Here is a 17,605-nt window from a genome sequence, read left to right as displayed (position 1 = left end):
CTCAGGATTTCCGCGCTCTGCCGCCGGATGGCACGATGCGGGACCGGGCTTTCCGGTTGACCGTCCCGACCGGACTAGGCAGACAGACCAGACGATCTTCAGTGGATGTTCCTGCTCATGATGGATGGAGAGGCGCCGGTCGCGGTCTTCGTTCATGTCCATTATCCCGATATCTGGCGGGGAATGAGCGCGCTGCTCGCCAAGCGCCTCACGATCCCCTTTCGCCTGATCGTGACGACGTCGCACGCCGAAAACAGGATCGTCATCCCGGAGACGAGGTTCATGGTCGCCTCGCGTATCCTGCACGTGGAGAACCGTGGGCGCGACATCCTCCCCTTTCTCCAGGCGCTGGCGGAGACGGAGGAATGTGAGTTCGGCTTGAAGCTGCACACCAAGAAGTCGCCCCAGCGGGAGGACGGCGCTCAGTGGCTGGCGGAGATCCTCGACAGCCTCGTCCCGTCGCGAAATGCGGGGTTGAGAGCCGCCATCAGGCGGCTGAAAGACGATCGCCGCATCGGTTTCGTGACGCCGGCCGGATTCTGCCTCAGCGTCAAGCCGTGGGTTCTCCAAAACGCCCCAGGCATGGTCACGGTCATGCACACTCTCGGTGCGGAGCTGACCGAAGAGGAACTGACGGATACTTACTTCGCGGCAGGGTCCATGTTCTGGTTCCGCCGCCCTGCCTTGGCCGCGCTGGCAGCGCCCCATGTTCTGGCGCTGTTCGAGCCCGAGGAAGGCCAGTTCGACGGCACGATCGCCCATGCCATGGAGCGCCTCTTTCCCGTCGAGGCGCGCCGCCAGAAATTTCTGTCACTCGCCATGCCGGCTCTCCTGGCATCGAAGCCCGCCATGCCGGAGGCTGAACTCCTGGCCCTGGTGCGGCAGCATGCCGATGTGCCGAGTACCTACTTCCCGGCACCCTACGTGGCGGCGCAACCGGCTGTGCCGCGCACGCGACAGCCGGGGCCGTTCGCGACTTTATCGCGGCGCATCCTGAGGATACGCCTCCCGCACAGTCCCGCTTAGGCAGGAAGTTCCGCGGGCGACGCCGCGACGGCCCGCTCGGCCAAAATCTCCTGCACGCGCTGCTCCACGATGTGGCCGACCGTGGCGGGCCCGTAGCGGTGCATCACGAAACGCTGCCCCGCAGCCGCGCGGGTTCTCGCGTCCTCAGGCTCCCCAAACACCCGCACCATCGCCGCCGCGCAGGCGTCCTCATCCGGGTAGGCCCAGACCTGACCGTCGGGGTAGATATACTCGTCGGCGCCGATGGGCTTGAGGCTGTACGGGATCGGATAGCCGGTCGCCGCCGTCAGAAACTCGGTGTTGCCAGAATAGTCCGTGCCGATGACCGGCTTGGCGAGTGCCATCGCCTCGGTCAGTCCAAAGCCGAATCCTTCCGCCCTGTGCAGCGACACGTAACAGCCGGTGGCGTCCAGAAGGGCGAGCATCTCCTGCCGTGTCAGAGACTCGTCGATGACGAGAATGCGCTCGTCGTCGTCGGCGGCAGCGCGCAGCGCCCTCTTCAAGGCTGGGAAATGATCGACCGCGCCGGTCGACTTGATGACGAGCCCGACCGGAGACGACGGATCCGGGAACGCCTTCCGGAAGGCGCGGAGGACCGCGAGCGGGTTCTTCCGCTGCGGAAACGAGAAATAGTCGAACGAGAAAAGGAAATAGAACCGGCCGTTCACGAGGCCGAAATGCTGCCGGCCATCGAGCGTTATCGCGGGAAGATCGAGGCAGGGCGGTACGACCGTGATCGGCCCCGTGAAGATTGTCCGGAAGCTTTCGGCGATGAAGGGATTGGGAGCCCAGATCTCGTCGATCCGAGCGAGGTTGTCGCGCCACGCCTCCGGCGCCCGGCTCAACTCCCAGTAGGTGCGCAGAATGTTGTAGCTGCTCGCGAAATGCGCCTCGCTGACATGCGCGAAGACCGTCGGCAGTTCGTTGGTCCCGACCTCGATCACGTTGATCGTGTGGGTGCGGACCTCGTCATAGCGCTCAGGCATGTAGGAGCCGGACCGCCGCCCTTCGACGCCGACGCCGAACGGATAAATGCCGAACGGCAGATTGGTCTGTGAAAGGGCGAGGGCGAGGCCCCGTAGCGACTGGCCGAGACCAAGCTGCGCGTCGATATAGCCGATGAGGAGAACAGACCCTTCCGGCGCGGCCGCAGGGGCAGTCTCCGGTATCGGACTGGTGTGGAGAACCGGCGGGGGCGGCGCGCCGGCGGGCGTGAGCCGGGGCAGGCGGCCCGTCCGGCGCCCGACGATCTGCGTCACCTCGGCCTGCAACCCCCGGCCGGCGGCGCGAAATCCGCTTTCCTGCCAGATTTGACCGAAATAGCCCGTCAGGTTTCCGACTGCCCTGACGCGCCGCGCCACAGCGCCGCTGAGCCGCCGGCGAACGGTCCACCGCACCGGTGCAGGCGCGGCCACGGCCGTCGCGCCGGCTTCGGCGAGGCTGGTCGAGATAGCCTGCACCGCTGGGGGCCGATGTTCCAGGCGCTCGATCACCTTGCTCGGGCTCCTGATCTGGAGGTGCGACAGGGCGCCGTAGAGCCCCATGGCGGTGTGCCTGAGGGTGAACCGGCCACGGACGCTGTATAGTCCGTCCGCGGTCAAAGCCTCGCGAGCGCGCTCGTCCAAGGCATCGACTTGCTCCAGCATCGCGGCCAGCCGCTCGCCCGCGATGTCGGTGGGGGCCGCGACCACAAGGCCCGGCACATCCGCCGCGGATTGCACCGTCATGGACCCGTGGTAGACGTGAATGCACGGCGTTCCGGAGGCCATCGACTGAAGGGCCGGCAGCGACGGATTGTCGCTCCGTGAGCGCACGATCGCGTAGTCAACCGACCGATACAGCACCGCCAGATCTTGGTCCGACGGCGGCTTCAACGCCGTGTGTACATCGATGCGTTCGGCCTCGTAATGGGCGATCTCGATAGACCCCAGCTGATAGCGCGCATCCGGCTGACGCCCCAGAGCGTCCTGCAGCCCTGATCCGAACAGGACCAGACGCACATTCGCCCGGCCGGGGGAGAAGCGGCTCCAGCCCGTGAGCAGGGTATGGAGGAACTGCTGCTGCTGGCCGTCGACAACGCCGAGGAAGGTCTTGTTCCCGGAGATCCGGCGCACCGGTCCCCAGGGGTTGAAGCTATCGGTTTCCACACCGGGCGGCACATAGAAGCTGTATCGCGCGCCGCTCCGTCTGAAGACCGTCTCCATCGCCTTCGTGGACGTGAATATGCCGCGATACCGTTGCGGCAATCGCCTCCATACGTCGGGCAGTTCCGCCGCCTCGTAGGGGGTGTAGAGGTAGCCCGAGGTCTCGGTGCCGGGATAGGACGTGATCAGTTCGGGAGCTTCGCTGTCGAGGAGACCATAGCGGCGAAGGCAGCGATGAGCCTCTTGCGTGAACAACGACCAATGCTCGTCGAGGCCCGGGGTGCTGAGCCGTTGGTTGACGCCGTAGCCCAGATGCTTGCGTGCGAAATAGAGTTTGTTGCGCGCGATGTAGCGGGCCTTCGCCGAAATCTTCTCCCGGTTGATCGTCGAGCTGATGAAGTGCACGATCTGTGACTTGGGAAGATAGGCGCAGCTGTAGCCGGCTCGTCCGAGCCTGAAGCCGAAATCGGCGTCCTCATGATAGAAGCCGTATTCGTCGTCGAGAAAACCGATCTCATCGATCGCCGACAGGCGGACCAGGGCACAGGTCAGCTCGCAGAAATCCGCTTCCAGACGGCGCGCCGCGGGCTCGCCGAGGTCGGTCTGATGCGTGAACGCCACGTCGTCCAGGTGCCACGACACTCGGTAGGAGACGGGCTGGTTGCTGAGCGATGCGTCGACAACGACCTGGGAGGGCGCCACGATCCCGAGCCGCGGATCCCGGTCCATCTCAGCCTGCATCTCGTCGAGCACAGGGGTGCGGAAGACGATGTCGTTGTTCGACACGCAGACGTAGTCCGCGCCGCGATCGCGGGCGAGGCCGGCGCCGATGTTGCAGGCTTCCGTGTAGGTGTGCGGCCGCCCGAGTTGGACAAGTTGCACATCATGCTCCGCGCAAACCGCGGCGGTTTCGTCAGTGCTGCCTTGGTCGAGAACGACGATGTTTGCTGACGCGAACCGGAGCGTCGGCAGCATGCGTGCGAGGAGTTCGCCGCCGTTTATTGAGGGGATAACCATCAGGATCCTGTCCTGCCCAGGCTTGGCCATCAGACGGTCTCCACACGCCACGGTCGCGGGCGGGGAGGGCGCGCCCACTTGAACAGGTGGCTGCTGCGATCGAAGTTAGGGTTGTAGAACGGATCGTCGTCGAGGACGGGCCCCCAGCGGTCACGCATATACTGAGCTTCGCGGGTTGCACGCGCGCGCTGGTCCGGCGTGTCGTCCCGCCCGCGCGAGGCGGATTCCAGGTGGTAGAGCTCCGCGAAAGGGGTCCAGATGATGCGAAGCCCGCGGGCGCGGAGGCGAAGGCAAAGATCGACATCGTTATACGACACCGGCAGGTTGATCTCGTCCAACCCGCCGACGGCCTCCCAAACCTCGCGACGGAGGGCAAGGCAGGCGCCGGTAACCGCGGACACCTCCCGCGTCAGTGCGAATTGCCCGAGATAGCCGTCGTCGTCCGCCTCCGCGAAATGGCCAAAATGGCCGGCGATGCCGGGGCCGGCCTCGTGACGCCCGACGCCGAGGACGATGCCTGCATGTTGAAGACGTTCATCGGCGTAGACCAGCTTCGCGCCAACAGCGCCGACATCGGGCCGCACGGCATGAGACACCATCTCCCGAAGCCAGCCGCCGTCGATGACATCGATGTCGTTGTTGATCAATACGACAACGTCGCCCGTCGCCGCGCGGACGCCGATGTTGTTCAGGGCGGAGAAGTTGAACGTTCCGGGCGCCGGGACGATGCGGACGCGGCGATCTTTCCTCAGCATCTCGAACAGGGACAAGGTTCCCGCTTCCTTGCTGTCATTGTCGATCACGAGAATCTCGAGGTCAGGATACTCGGTGCGGTAGAGGAGGCCGGTGACGCACCGCGCCAGCAACTCCGGCTTGTCGCGCGTCGCCACGATCAGGCTGACTGTCGGAAGCGGACTGGGCAGCGGCCAGATGACACGTCTCCATTCGGGATGGTCCGCAACAGCCACGCAATGAACACCCGGCAGACCCGGCACTTCGGTCACCGTCGGCAACGGCTCGGTCCGCACGGGTCGCGATAGCCGGTGATAAAGAACCGCCGGAATATGTCTGATCCGGTTCGCGGTGGTGGCCAAGGCAGCCCGTATCGCCAGATCGTGCTCCCGCTCGTGGTCCAGGCCCGACGGCAGGACGCCGAGCGCTTCGAGCAGTGAGCGGCGGTAGACGGCCAGCCGCCCGATCATGTTGCATCCAAGCAACAACTCGATACTGAACGCAGGCTTGAATCGCGGGTCGTGACGGCGGCCGCCATCGTCGATCAGGTCCTCGTCCGAGTAAATCACGTCCGCGTCGGGATGGACGTCGAGCGTTGTGGCGACTTCGAACAACGTCTGTTCCGGCAGGCGATCACCGGGCTCAACGAAGGCCACGAAGGCACCGGTCGCGGTCGACCCGTTGTCCGGACACAGTTCCCACGCCGGATAAAGCTGGTTTTCGAGCGACAGGATCGTGTGCCGCCGAAGCTCGGGGCCATTATCATTCGGCAACACGATCGATATTACAGGCCGCGCAGCAAGTTCCGCGATCCGGGTCCTTATCCGGTCACGGCCGGCATCCGAAAGGCTGTCGTAGGCGCGCGCCCAACCCTCGTAGCTGTCCTCGTCGGCGGGCGATGGCGTCCCATCGGGGAGCGGCGGCGCCGAAACCAGTGTCGCCGGCCGGGGTGTTGCCAAGGGCCGCAGGAGCCGCGACACGGTCGATTCGCCGGCACGGGCCACATTCCGCACAGCGCGGGCCGTGCGCCAGGTTCTCGACTGCAGGATCTTGGCGCGCTCCGCCATAGCGGTGGCGAAGGCCGCTTCAAGCTCCTGGTTCTTGATCAAAGCCGCTGTCAGTTCGGCGGACTGGCGGTTGAAGTCGGCTGACTGCCGATCGAGTTGCCGCGACAGGCTTCTGATCTCCGCCCTCAACAGCGCGATCTGGCGACGTGCCTCAGTCAGAGGCTGATCAACCCCTCCTCCATCCGCCTCGGGCGGCTCAAACTCAGACAAAGCCCAACCTGTCCGTTGACGATAAAAGCGGCTGCCGCATCAATTGGGCTTCGCGCCCGTTCCCCGGATACGTCGGACCCCGCCCCCGCGCAAGCGCAGCGCCCTCGCCACGCGTCAGCTGATCTGGATCACGATCTTACCGATATGAGTGGCGCCCTTGAGGAAGCGGTAGGCTTCAGGGGCAGCATCGAAAGGAAAGACCCGATCGATCACGGGCTCCAGGCGATGCAGCGCAATGGCGCGGTTCATCGCCTCGAACATCTGGCGGGAGCCGACATAGATCGGCCGCACGATGGCGCCACTACGGAAGATCGTCATCGGATCGATCTCGCCCTTGGTGAGGACGCCGATGAGCGAGACAATCCCGCCATTGCGGACCGCACCGAGCGATCGCCCGAGGGTGCCCGGACCGCCGACCTCGACCACGTGATCGACGCCGCGGCCATCGGTGAGCCCGCGCACCGTCTCCTGCCACTCGGGACTGGTCTTGTAGTTGATGACGCCGGATGCCCCCATCGCCGTGACCCGCTCCAGCTTCGCGTCACTGGAGGAGGTGGCGATCACCCGCGCCCCCGCCATCCGGGCGAACTGAAGCCCGAAGATGGAAACACCGCCGGTGCCGAGGACCAGCACGGTCTGTCCCGGCTGGAGCGGATGAAGGCCATACAACGCGTTCCAGGCGGTCACGGCGGCGCAGGGCAGCGTCGCCGCCTGCTGGTAGGAGAGATGGTCGGGGATCAGGACCAGACCCTGCTCGTCGAACACGACATACTCCGCGAGCACCCCGTCGATCGCGCCGCCGAGGGCGGTCTTGGAATGCGCGGGCTCGAGTTCGCCGCCCATCCAGCCCTGCATGAAGATACCCGCGACGCGGTCGCCGGTCTTCACCCGGGTGACGCCCTCGCCAACCGAGGCGACCTCACCGGCGCCATCGGACAGCGGCACGAGGTTCGGCGGAGGAGCGCCGAGCGAGTAGCGACCGGTGGCGACTGAAAGATCACGGAAGTTCAGCGAGGCGGCATGCATGCGAACCAGCACCTGCCCCCGGCCGCAACGCGGCGTCTCCGCGTCGCCCAAGGTCAGGTCATCGAAGCCGGTGTGCTGTGGGAGGCGGTAAAGCCGCATGATCATGTTCCTGTCGGCGGCAGCCCGGCGGGCCGCGGCGGATGGAGACTGCCTCTCGCCGCTCCGCCCGCCAAGTCACGACTTGTCGCCCGTTCTCATCGCACCGACCGCCGCGCGGTTGATCGCACTCCGGCGGCAACGCTATCGTCGGCCCAGATGACGGCTGATCAGGGAAATCATCAGGCCATGATCGAGGACGTAAGGCGCGAGCTTGCCCCTCACGGTGTTCTGCGCGCCGCGATCAATCTGAGCAACTTTCTGCTCGTGACCGGGCGCAGCCCATCCGGCGATCCTGAAGGCGTGTCGCCGGACATAACACGCGCGATAGCCGAGAGGCTGGGCGTGCCCGTCACCTACATGACCTACGCAACGCCGGGAGAGCTTGCCGATGCGGCGATGACCGGTGCCTGGGACATCGGCCTGATCGGCGCGGAACCCGCGCGGGCGGAGAAAATCGCCTTTAGCCCTGCCTATACCGAGATCGAGGCCACCTACATGGTGCCGCCGGGGTCGCCGCTCACGGCGATCGAGCAGGTCGACCAGCCCGGCATCCGGATCGCCGTCACCGCCCGGACGGCCTATGGCCTCTGGCTGGATCGGAACATCACCCGGGCGGAGTTAGTGCGCTCCGCCAGTCTCGATAGCGCGTTCGATCAGTTCGCGGCGGACAAGCTGGATGTGCTTGCAGGTCTGCGGCCACGCCTGCTGTCCGACGCGCAGAGGATGCCGGGCGCGGTGATCCTGGACGGACACTTCACTGCCGTGCAGCAGGCCATCGGAACGGCCCATGAAAATGTTGCCGGCGCGGCCTTCCTCAGAGACTTCGTCGGGGAGGCGAAGGCTACGGGCCTCGTGGCGTCCCTGATTGCCCGTCACCGCGTCGCCGGCCTGTCCGTCGCGCCGTAGTCATGCATGTGGCCGCCCGGTTGCCCGGGCGGCCACATGCGTTCAGCCTCGGCGAAAGGCTTAGTAGTCCATATCGCCCATGCCGCCCATGCCGCCGCCGCCCTGCGGAAGGGACTGCGCGCGCTTCTCGGGACGCTCGGCCACCATCGCCTCGGTGGTGATCAGCAGCCCGGCGACCGAGGCCGCGTTCTGCAACGAGACGCGCACGACCTTCGTCGGGTCGATGATCCCGGCCTCGACCATGTTCTTGTAGACGCCGGTCTGGGCGTCATAGCCGAAACCGTAATCGTTGCTTTCCAGCACCTTGCCTGCGATCACGGCGCCATCGCTGCCGGCGTTCTCGGCGATCTGGCGCAGCGGCGTCTGGATCGCTTTCCGCACCATCTCGATGCCGAAGGTCTGGTCCGAGTTGTCGCCCTTCATGCCGACCAGGATCTGGCTGGCGCGGGTCAAGGCGACGCCGCCACCCGGGACCACGCCTTCCTCAACCGCCGCGCGCGTCGCATGCAGCGCATCGTCCACGCGGTCCTTGCGCTCCTTCACCTCGATCTCGGACGCGCCGCCGACCCGGATGACCGCGACGCCGCCGGCGAGCTTCGCCAGCCGCTCCTGCAGCTTCTCCTTGTCGTAGTCGGACTTGGTGTCCTCGGCCTGACCACGGATCTGCTCGCAGCGCGCCTTGATGGCGGCGTGATCGCCCACGCCCTCGATGACGGTGGTGTTCTCCTTCTCGATGAGAACGCGCTTCGCCTGGCCGAGCATGTTCAGCGTGACGGTCTCGAGCTTGATGCCGAGATCCTCGGAGATGACCTGTCCGCCGGTGAGGATCGCGATGTCTTCCAGCATGGCCTTGCGGCGATCGCCGAAGCCCGGAGCCTTCACGGCCGCGACCTTCAAGCCGCCGCGCAGCTTGTTGACGACCAAGGTCGCCAGCGCCTCCCCTTCGATGTCCTCGGCGATGATCAGCAGCGGACGGCCCGATTGAACCACGGCCTCAAGCAAAGGCAGCAGAACCTGCAGACCCGACAGCTTCTTCTCGTGGATGAGGATGTACGGGTTTTCGAGATCCGCCGTCATCTTCTCGGCATTGGTGATGAAGTAGGGGCTGAGGTAGCCGCGGTCGAACTGCATCCCCTCGACCACTTCAAGCTCGGTCTCCATGCCCTTGGCTTCCTCGACGGTGATGACACCCTCGTTGCCGACCTTCTGCATGGCTTCCGCGATCATGCGGCCGATCTCGGCCTCGCCATTCGCGGAGATGGTGCCGACCTGGGCCGTCTCGGCCTCGGTCGTGATCTTCTTGGTGCGCACGGCCAGTTCGGCGACGATGGCGGCAACCGCCTTGTCGACGCCGCGCTTGAGGTCCATCGGCGCCATACCGGCGGCGACGGCCTTGCCGCCCTCGCGCACGATGGCCTGGGCCAGCACGATTGCCGAGGTGGTGCCGTCACCGGCGATGTCGTTGGTCTTGCTCGCCACTTCGCGCACCATCTGCGCGCCCATGTTCTCGAACTTCTCCGCGAGGTCGATTTCCTTCGCGACCGTCACCCCGTCCTTGGTGATGCGCGGAGAACCGTAGCTCTTGTCGATGATGACGTTGCGGCCTTTCGGACCGAGCGTCACCTTCACTGCATCGGCCAGGATATCGACGCCGCGCAGCATGCGGGCGCGAGCGTCTTCGCCGAAACGAACGTCTTTGGCTGCCATCTGACTATACTTTCTCTGTTCTGCTTCAGGCGGCGCGGGCGAGTGGGGCGGCGCCTTCGATCACGCCCAGAAGATCGCTCTCCTTCATGATCAGAAGTTCCTCACCGTCGAGCTTCACCTCGGTCCCGGACCATTTGCCGAACAGAACGCGGTCGCCCGCCTTCACCTCGAGCGCCACGATCGCGCCCTGCTCGTTGCGGGCGCCGGGGCCGGCGGCGATGATCTCGCCCTCCATCGGCTTGTCCTTGACGGTGTCAGGGATAATGATCCCGCCGGCAGACTTCTCCAGCGGCGTGATACGGCGGACCACAACGCGGTCGTGTAGCGGGCGGAATTTCATAGGTCGCTCCAAAGGGCGGGGAACAGTTGATCGTGCAGTCACGGCGTCATCGCCCAGGGCATCTCGCCCATGGCGCCGTTCCATCGGCAGCCTAATTCTGAAGCACTGCCTGCGCCGTCTCCTGAAAGATGGCATAGCCTATCGGCGCCTGGAGCGCGACCCCCGGGAACTACCTAGGCAGCCATCTCGCGATTGAAATGGCATAATGGCCAACTGCAGGAGGAGCCGGACGTTGCTTGGCATCAACTGGGGCAGGTCTGGTTGATGTCGCTTCGAGAGCTTTTTGTCTTCAACGTCATGATAACGCGGATGACGGGGACCGGCCCAACCTTCTTGCCGGTATGGCCGACAGGCTCCCCCGGAGTTCTGGGGACAGACGATTGGCCTAGGTGGACAGAGATCGCCCGGCCCCTGCAGAAGCGTCGTGCCGTCCGTGGTCTGGAAGCTCATTGTGATGCAGTTGAACAAGAGGATGGCGCCGGATGATGTGGGAACGCTCGGTTGAGGTTGTGCAGGTCCACTGCCAGGGCGAGATCGGCAAGGTCATCGTTGGCGGCGCACCGGAGATCCCGGGACAATCCATGCTCGACAAGATGAGACACATCAACGAAGTCGATGGCGACTTCCGCCGTTTCATGACTTTGGAGCCGCGCGCGAGCGCGCATATGTCGCTCAATCTCCTGCTGCCGTCGCGTCACCCGGGGGCGGACGCCGGATTTATCGTGTTGCAGGCGGACCGAGCGCACGCCATGTCCGGCAGCAACTTCATCTGCGTCGTCACCGCCCTCCTCGAGACCGGGCGCGTTCCGATGACGGAGCCGGAGACGGTGGTGACGCTCGAAACCCCGGCGGGTCTGGTCAGGGCCGTCGCGCGATGCGCCAACGGACGTTGTCTCACCGTCAGCCTCGATAATGTTCCGGCTTTCGTGGAGGCGCTGGATCGCATGATCGCCACGCGGGACTGGGGCAAGATCCGCGCCGACATCGCCTTCGGTGGCGTCTACTACGCGATCGTCGACGTGGACCAGGTCGGGCTGACGATCACGCCGGATCGCGCCCGCGATCTTGCGGAGGCGGGCATCACTCTCAAGGCGTCGATTGCGGATCAGGTGTCTGTCCGCCATCCGGAGCGCGAGGGCATCGACGCGATCTCCTACGTCATGTTTCGCAGCCGGGATGCCGATGGCGCCGTCCGCACCTGCACCACGCTCCTGCCCGGGCGTGTGGACCGCTCGCCCTGCGGCACCGGCAGTTCCGCCAATCTGGCCGTGCTCCATGCGAGGGGCGAGTTGCAGGCCGGGGACGCCATGATCTCCCGCTCCATCATCGGCGGCGAGTTTCGTGCCGAGATCATCGGCGAGACCAGGGTCGGTGGCCGCCCCGCGGTGCTTCCCCGTATCACGGGCCAAGGCTGGATCTACGGCACGGAAATCCTTCGGGTCGATGCGGACGATCCGTTTCCGGGCGGGTTCGTGCTTTCGGACACCTGGGGTTCAGAGGCCGGCAGCCTTGGATAAGGCGGAGATCGGGCCTAGGCTGGCTCCTGCGCCTAACAGGAGTGCAGACGCATGGACATGACGCCCGGCCCTCAAACCACGAGCGCCGCCCTGCGGCATCCGCTGGACCCGCTATCTGCGGCCGAGCTCAACCGTGCCGCGCAGCTCATTCGTGACCACTACGGCTGGGGCGACGATCTGCGGGTGGAGACAATCGATCTGGCGGAGCCTGCCAAGGACCTCGTGCGCGCTTACGTCGCGGGCACGCCCATCCAGCGCGTCGCCCGGTTCAACATCTACCGCCGCGGCGTCATGGGCGTCGTCACCGGCAAGATCGATCTCGCTGACGGCGCGCTTCTGTCGGAGGTGTTCCGCGAAGATGCCCGCGCGATGGTCGCGATCGAGGAGGTGCTCGAGATCGAGAAGACCGTGAAGGCCGATCCGCGCTTTCAGGAGGCGCTGCGCCGGCGCGGACTGCTCGAGGAACTCGACTTCATGGCCGTCGACCCCTGGACCGTGGGCGACTTCGGCCATGCCATCGAGCAGGGGCGTCGCGTGCTAAACTGCTTCATCTGGATGAGAACGTTCCCGCTAGACAACTACTATGCGCATCCGGTCGAGGGTCTCCACGCGCTCATCGACGTGAGCACGCTCGAAGTGTTGGAGGTGACCGATCATTTCGAGGAAACCGGAGACTACATTCCGGTGCCGCGCGCGCCCCGCAACTATGACGCCGCGTTGCTCACGGAGTTCCGCCCGCCCTCGGCGCCGCTCGACGTGGTGCAGCCGGAGGGGCCGGGCTTCCGGGTCGAGGGCAACAAGGTGACCTGGGAGAACTGGGACTTCCGCGTCGGCTTCAACGGGCGCGAAGGCCTCGTGCTCTACACCATCGGCTACACGCATGCAGGCGAGCGCCGCCCGGTCGTGTACCGCGCCTCGATCGCCGAGATGGTCGTGCCCTACGGCACGCCGGAGCGCAGCCATTACCGCAAGAACGTTTTCGACAGCGGCGAGCTTGGTTTCGGCCGCATGGCCAACTCGCTCACCCTCGGCTGCGATTGCCTCGGCGCGATCCACTACTTCGATGCCGAGGTGCCGACGGTCTTCGGCACGTCGCGGACGATCGAGAACGCAATCTGCCTGCACGAGGAAGATGCAGGGCTATCCTGGAAACATTTCGACGTGCGCAGCGGTCGCACCGAGGTCCGGCGCGCGCGCAAGCTGGTGATTTCCTCGATCTCGACGATCGGAAACTACGAATACGCGTCCTACTGGTATCTGCATCAGGACGGGCGCATCGAATACGAGATGAAGGCGACCGGCATCATCAATACGGCCGCCTGCCATCCCGGGCATCCGGGCAAGTTCGGCACGGAAGTGGCGCCCGGCATCGTCGGCCATATCCACCAGCACATCTTCTGCGCGCGTCTCGACATGGAAGTGGATGGACCGCGCAACACGGTGACCGAATGCGATACCCGTGCTCTGCCTGCCGGGCCGGACAACCCCTATGGCCACGCCTTCCTGATGGAGGAGCGTGCGCTCCCCTCGGAGCTCGAAGCGCAACGCGACTCAGATTTCGGGAAAAGCCGTTATTGGCGCATCATCAATCCGGAGAGGACTAACTGGGTTGGGCGGCCAACGGGCTACAAGCTGGAGGCAGGCTCCGCGGTCCAGCCCTACACCCACCCCGACAGCGTCTCGGGCCGGCGCGGCCGCTTCATCCAGCACCAGCTCTGGGTGACGGCCTTCGATCCTGAGGAACGCTTTCCGGCGGGTGAATTCGTCAACCAGTCGAAGGGCGAGGAGGGCCTGCCGAGCTGGACACGCGCGAACCGGCCGTTGGAGAACACCGACATCGTGCTGTGGCACAGCTTCGGCGTGCACCATATGCCGCGCCCGGAGGATCATCCGGTGCAGCCTTGCGTCGTCTGCGGCTTCAAGCTCATGCCGTCCGGGTTCTTCGACCAGAACCCAGTCATCGACCTGCCGCCGACGGTCAACACGAAAAGCTGCTGCGCCTAGCAGGCCGAGCGGCTACCGGTGTTCGGTCACCGGAGGAAGGTCCATAGCCATCGCCGCCAAAGCGCGGGGGTAGAGCGTGTGCTCTGCCTCCAGCACTCGCGCCGACAGGATGTCCGGGGTATCGCCGGGCAACACCGGCACCTCCGCCTGAGCGAGAATCGGACCCGAATCCAGATCCTCTGTCACCAGATGGACGGAACAGCCGTGGCGCGTTTCGCCGGCTGCCAGCACCCGCTCATGGGTGTGCAGACCCTTGTAGGCGGGCAGCAGGCTGGGATGGATGTTCAGCATCCGCCCTGACCAGCGGGACACGAGGTAAGGCGACAACAGCCGCAGGTAGCCCGCCAGGCACACGATCTCGACGCCATGAGCGCGCAGGGCGGCATCCACCGCCACCTCATGCGCCCCGCGGTCGGACCCGAACGGCCGGTGGTCGATCGCCATCGTGGGGATGCCGCGCGCGGCGGCGGTCGCGAGCCCGGCCGCATCGGGCCGGTTCGATATCACCAGCACGATCTCGGCGGGATAGTCGGCCGCCGCCGCCGCCTCCGCGAGCGCCACCATGTTCGAGCCCCGGCCGCTGACGAGGACGGCCGTGCGGCGCTTCGTTGTCATCCCCGTCACGCAGGCCAGCCGGCAGGCGTCGAGATCTCGGCGTGCGGCGCACCGTCACCGGCCTCGACCGTGCCGATGGTAAAGACGCGCTCGCCCTCGGCTTCCAGAATGGCGCGGGCCGCCGCCTCGTCTGCCGCCGCCACGATCAGCGTCATCCCGACGCCGCAATTGAACACGCGCAGCATCTCGTCGGCTGCAATCCCGCCTGCCTGGGCGAGCCAGCGGAACACCGGCGGCACGTCCCACCGTGCCGCATCCAGCCGTGCCAGCGTGCCCGGCGGTAAGGCGCGCGGCAGGTTGCCGGGCAATCCGCCGCCGGTGATATGGGCGGCGGCGCGGAGCAGCCCGGCGCGATGCAGCGCCAGCACCGGCAGCACGTAAAGCCGCGTCGGCACCATCAGCGCCTCGGCGAGGCTCATCGCCTCGTCGAACGGCGCCGGCGCGTCGAGCGGCACGCCCGCCTGCGTCGCCACGCGTCGCACCAGCGAGAAGCCGTTGGAATGCACGCCGGAACTCGCGAGCCCCAGCACGACGTCGCCGGGCGTCACGTCGCGCGGCAGCAGCGAGCCGCGCTCGGCGGCGCCCACCGCGAAACCCGCTAGATCGTAGTCGCCGCCGTGATACATGCCCGGCATCTCGGCGGTCTCGCCGCCCACCAGCGCGCAGCCCGAGCGGCTGCATCCTTCGGCGATCCCCGCGATGACGCGGCTGGCGGCGGCCACATCCAGGCTGCCGGTGGCGAAGTAGTCGAGGAAGAACAGCGGTTCGGCACCCTGCACCACGAGGTCGTTCACGCACATCGCGACGAGGTCGATGCCGACCGTGTCGTGCAGCCCGTGGTCGATGGCGATCTTGAGTTTGGTGCCGACGCCGTCCGTGGTCGAGACCAGCACGGGGTCCGCAAACCCTGCCGCACGGAGGTCGAACAGGGCCCCAAAGCCGCCCAATCCGCCCATCACGCCGGATCGGGAGGTTGCGCGCGCCAGCGGCTTGATCGCCTCGACCAGCGCGTCACCGGCCTCGATATCGACCCCGGCTTCGCGGTAGGTTGCGCCGTTGCCGGGATATGCCGCTCTGGTCATTGAGGCCCTCGATGCGTTAGAGCCCGTTCGGCTGAGTTGATTGGCGTCGCGATCAACCGCACGGTGAACCGGTCTCTCAATGCAAGGTTTTGGAAGAGTGTGAAGAGGCGCGGACACAAACACAGCCGTCTGCCTGGCGCAACCGAGCGTGCGGGCGCGGCAGCCAAGATGGGAGGCGCATGAAGCTTCCGCGCATCGCGCCTGTTCCGCCCGAATTGCCGCGGCCTGCCGAAGCACGGCCTGCCGAGGCGCCTCAGCCGATCGAGCCTCGGCTCACCGCGCCTCCACCGCTGCACTCCACGCGCGGCCAACGTATTGCTCTTGGCGTCGGCCTGGTTCTGACGCTCTGCCTCTTCTTCTACCTGTTCTCCTCGATCCTGCTGCCCTTCGTCGCGGCGACCGGCATCGCTTATTTCCTGGACCCCGTCGCGGTGAGGATGACGCGCTTTGGCACCCCGCGTTGGCTCGCCGCCGTGCTTCTCGTGATGGGCCTGCTCTCCGGCATCCTTACCTTCGCGCTGCTGCTCTACCCCATCATCCTCTCCCAGATCGGGCTGCTGCTGGGGCGGGTGCCGAATTACGTCGTCGAGGTGCAAGCCTGGGCCAACGGCACTCTCTCTCACTTGCAGCAGCATCTCGGGCCCGATTTCGTCGACAACAAGCTGCGTGAGATCGTCAGCGCCCATGCCGGGTCGATGATCCCCTTCGCCGTCGGCGCGCTTACCCGCGTAATCGGCGGCGGCTTCGCCATCGTCAACGCCCTCACTCTGCTCGTGGTCACGCCCATCGCCGCCTTCTACCTGCTGCGGGACTGGCCGCGGCTCGTGGCGAAGGCCGATCAACTGATCCCGCTCCGCTATGCCAGCATCATTCGCGCCCAGGTGCACGAGGTCGATCGCATCCTCTCGGCCTGGCTGCGCGGGCAGCTCATGTGCTGCCTCATGCTGGCGGCCTTCTACGCCATCGGCCTCACCGTCGTCGGCCTCGACCTGGGGTTGATCGTCGGCCTCTCCGCGGGCCTGCTCTCCTTCATCCCCTATGTCGGGACCATCACCGGCGCGGTAACCTCGATCGGTCTCGCCGTCGCCCAGTTTCCGAACTGGCACGGGGTCGCCTATGTCGGAGCGGTCTTCCTCCTGGGCCAGATCCTCGAAGGCTACGTCATCTATCCGCGGCTGCTCGGCAACCGGGTGGAGCTGCACGACGTGCTTGTCATCTTCGCGCTTCTGGCCGGGGGCGCCGCCTTCGGCTTCCTCGGCGTGCTGCTGGCGGTGCCAGTCACGGCGGCGCTCGGCGTCCTCGCGCGCTTCTGGATCAGGCGTTACCTGGGCAGCCCCCTCTACCTCGATCCGCCCCAATCCCGTCATGAGTGACGACGATCTCTCCGCGCGCCAGCTTGCGTTGCCTTTCGCCTACGTCCCGCGCTTCCGCGTCGAGGATTTCATACCCGCGCCCTCCAATGCCGAAGCGCGCGCCTGGCTCGGACGCACCGCGGACTGGCCCGGCCGCCGGCTGGCGCTCTATGGCGAGGCGGGCTGCGGCAAGACGCATCTACTACAGCTTTGGGCCGAGCGTCACGGCGCCCTGCTGCTCGACGGCCCAAGCCTGCGCCGGCTGCCGGACCTCGGCGGCAGCACCGCCATTGCGCTCGATGACGCGGATGCCGCACCCGACGATGTGATGGTTCTGCATCTTATCAACCTGGCCGGCGAGACGGGGCGTCCCTTGCTCCTGGTCGGCCGTACGCCTCCCGCCCGCTGGCCGTCGCCGCTCCCTGATCTTGCCAGCCGGCTAAGGGCGACGACCGCCGTCGGGCTGCGGACAGCGGAGGATCCACTGCTGCGGGCACTGCTCACGCGGCTGCTGTCGGAGCGTCAGCTCATCCTTGGGGAAAGTCTGCAGGACTGGCTGCTGGCGCGCCTTCCGCGCCATCCCGCCGCGCTGCGGGAGGCGGTCGCCCGGCTCGACCGGGCAGCCATGGCGGCGGGCGGCCGCGTGACCCGCGCGATGGCGGCGGGGCTTGTCGCCTCCCTCGACGGCGAACCGGGTGACGGTTCGGATAACTCCGTCAGTGATCTCTCCACAAAGGAGCCCGTCCTGCTCTAGGATGGCG

Annotated in this window: 13 protein-coding genes; 6 read left to right on the top strand and 7 right to left on the bottom strand. The window is 66.2% G+C overall.

Annotated features, from left to right (window positions below):
* Nucleotides 1–105: 105 nt before the first annotated feature.
* The gene (locus ACOEQ1_RS12920) at nucleotides 106–1,026 is read left to right on the top strand and encodes a rhamnan synthesis F family protein (protein WP_419759658.1); all 921 of its coding nucleotides are present in this window, start codon (nucleotides 106–108) and stop codon (nucleotides 1,024–1,026) included.
* Here the strand turns inward: ACOEQ1_RS12920 and ACOEQ1_RS12915 are convergent.
* The 3 genes from ACOEQ1_RS12915 to ACOEQ1_RS12905 all read right to left on the bottom strand — a co-directional run bounded on the left by ACOEQ1_RS12915 (nucleotide 1,023) and on the right by ACOEQ1_RS12905 (nucleotide 7,321).
* Nucleotides 1,023–4,217 carry a glycosyltransferase gene (locus ACOEQ1_RS12915; RefSeq protein WP_419759657.1) on the bottom strand — a complete coding sequence of 1,065 codons (3,195 nt, stop codon included), beginning with the start codon at nucleotides 4,215–4,217 and terminating at the stop codon, nucleotides 1,023–1,025. The two genes, ACOEQ1_RS12920 and ACOEQ1_RS12915, sit on opposite strands and share 4 nt — an antisense overlap.
* Nucleotides 4,217–6,196 carry a glycosyltransferase gene (locus ACOEQ1_RS12910; protein WP_419759656.1) on the bottom strand — a complete coding sequence of 660 codons (1,980 nt, stop codon included), beginning with the start codon at nucleotides 6,194–6,196 and terminating at the stop codon, nucleotides 4,217–4,219. Before ACOEQ1_RS12910 ends, ACOEQ1_RS12915 begins: the two co-directional genes overlap by 1 nt.
* A gap of 114 nt (nucleotides 6,197–6,310) precedes the next feature.
* Nucleotides 6,311–7,321, bottom strand: coding sequence for a zinc-dependent alcohol dehydrogenase family protein (locus ACOEQ1_RS12905; RefSeq protein WP_419759655.1), 1,011 nt, complete (start codon nucleotides 7,319–7,321; stop codon nucleotides 6,311–6,313).
* Nucleotides 7,322–7,507: 186 nt separating this feature from the next.
* Here ACOEQ1_RS12905 and ACOEQ1_RS12900 point away from each other — a divergent pair, with 186 nt between their 5' ends.
* Nucleotides 7,508–8,227, top strand: a complete 720-nt coding sequence (locus ACOEQ1_RS12900; RefSeq protein WP_419759654.1) for a transporter substrate-binding domain-containing protein — start codon at nucleotides 7,508–7,510, stop codon at nucleotides 8,225–8,227.
* 60 nt (nucleotides 8,228–8,287) lie between these two features.
* Here ACOEQ1_RS12900 and groL read toward each other — a convergent pair whose 3' ends face one another.
* The gene (groL, locus tag ACOEQ1_RS12895; RefSeq protein WP_419759653.1) at nucleotides 8,288–9,934 is read right to left on the bottom strand and encodes a chaperonin GroEL; all 1,647 of its coding nucleotides are present in this window, start codon (nucleotides 9,932–9,934) and stop codon (nucleotides 8,288–8,290) included.
* Nucleotides 9,935–9,959: 25 nt separating this feature from the next.
* Nucleotides 9,960–10,274, bottom strand: coding sequence for a co-chaperone GroES (locus ACOEQ1_RS12890; RefSeq protein ID WP_419759652.1), 315 nt, complete (start codon nucleotides 10,272–10,274; stop codon nucleotides 9,960–9,962).
* 482 nt (nucleotides 10,275–10,756) lie between these two features.
* Here ACOEQ1_RS12890 and ACOEQ1_RS12885 point away from each other — a divergent pair, with 482 nt between their 5' ends.
* Both ACOEQ1_RS12885 and ACOEQ1_RS12880 read left to right on the top strand, forming a co-directional pair.
* Nucleotides 10,757–11,791: a proline racemase family protein gene (locus ACOEQ1_RS12885; protein WP_419759651.1), complete on the top strand. Its 1,035-nt coding sequence runs from the start codon at nucleotides 10,757–10,759 to the stop codon at nucleotides 11,789–11,791.
* A gap of 51 nt (nucleotides 11,792–11,842) precedes the next feature.
* Nucleotides 11,843–13,795, top strand: coding sequence for a primary-amine oxidase (locus tag ACOEQ1_RS12880; RefSeq protein ID WP_419759650.1), 1,953 nt, complete (start codon nucleotides 11,843–11,845; stop codon nucleotides 13,793–13,795).
* 12 nt (nucleotides 13,796–13,807) lie between these two features.
* On the opposite strand, the gene purN is transcribed toward ACOEQ1_RS12880, so the two are convergent.
* Nucleotides 13,808–14,410 carry a phosphoribosylglycinamide formyltransferase gene (gene purN / locus ACOEQ1_RS12875; protein WP_419760692.1) on the bottom strand — a complete coding sequence of 201 codons (603 nt, stop codon included), beginning with the start codon at nucleotides 14,408–14,410 and terminating at the stop codon, nucleotides 13,808–13,810.
* Nucleotides 14,411–14,415: 5 nt separating this feature from the next.
* Nucleotides 14,416–15,492, bottom strand: coding sequence for a phosphoribosylformylglycinamidine cyclo-ligase (gene purM / locus ACOEQ1_RS12870; RefSeq protein WP_419759649.1), 1,077 nt, complete (start codon nucleotides 15,490–15,492; stop codon nucleotides 14,416–14,418).
* 179 nt (nucleotides 15,493–15,671) lie between these two features.
* Between purM and ACOEQ1_RS12865 the strand changes: the two genes are divergently transcribed.
* Together ACOEQ1_RS12865 and ACOEQ1_RS12860 are read left to right on the top strand one after the other, a co-directional pair.
* Complete coding sequence (locus ACOEQ1_RS12865) at nucleotides 15,672–16,865, top strand: AI-2E family transporter (protein ID WP_419759648.1); 1,194 nt, start codon at nucleotides 15,672–15,674, stop codon at nucleotides 16,863–16,865.
* On the top strand, nucleotides 16,858–17,598 hold the full coding sequence (locus tag ACOEQ1_RS12860; RefSeq protein ID WP_419759647.1) for a DnaA ATPase domain-containing protein: 741 nt from the start codon (nucleotides 16,858–16,860) through the stop codon (nucleotides 17,596–17,598). Before ACOEQ1_RS12865 ends, ACOEQ1_RS12860 begins: the two co-directional genes overlap by 8 nt.
* Nucleotides 17,599–17,605 lie beyond the last annotated feature (7 nt).

Source organism: Acidisoma sp., assembly GCF_965199065.1.
Classification (GTDB): domain Bacteria; phylum Pseudomonadota; class Alphaproteobacteria; order Acetobacterales; family Acetobacteraceae; genus Acidisoma.
The sequence above is the reverse complement of the archived record's forward strand: the minus strand, read 5'-3'. Positions and strand labels throughout refer to the sequence as shown.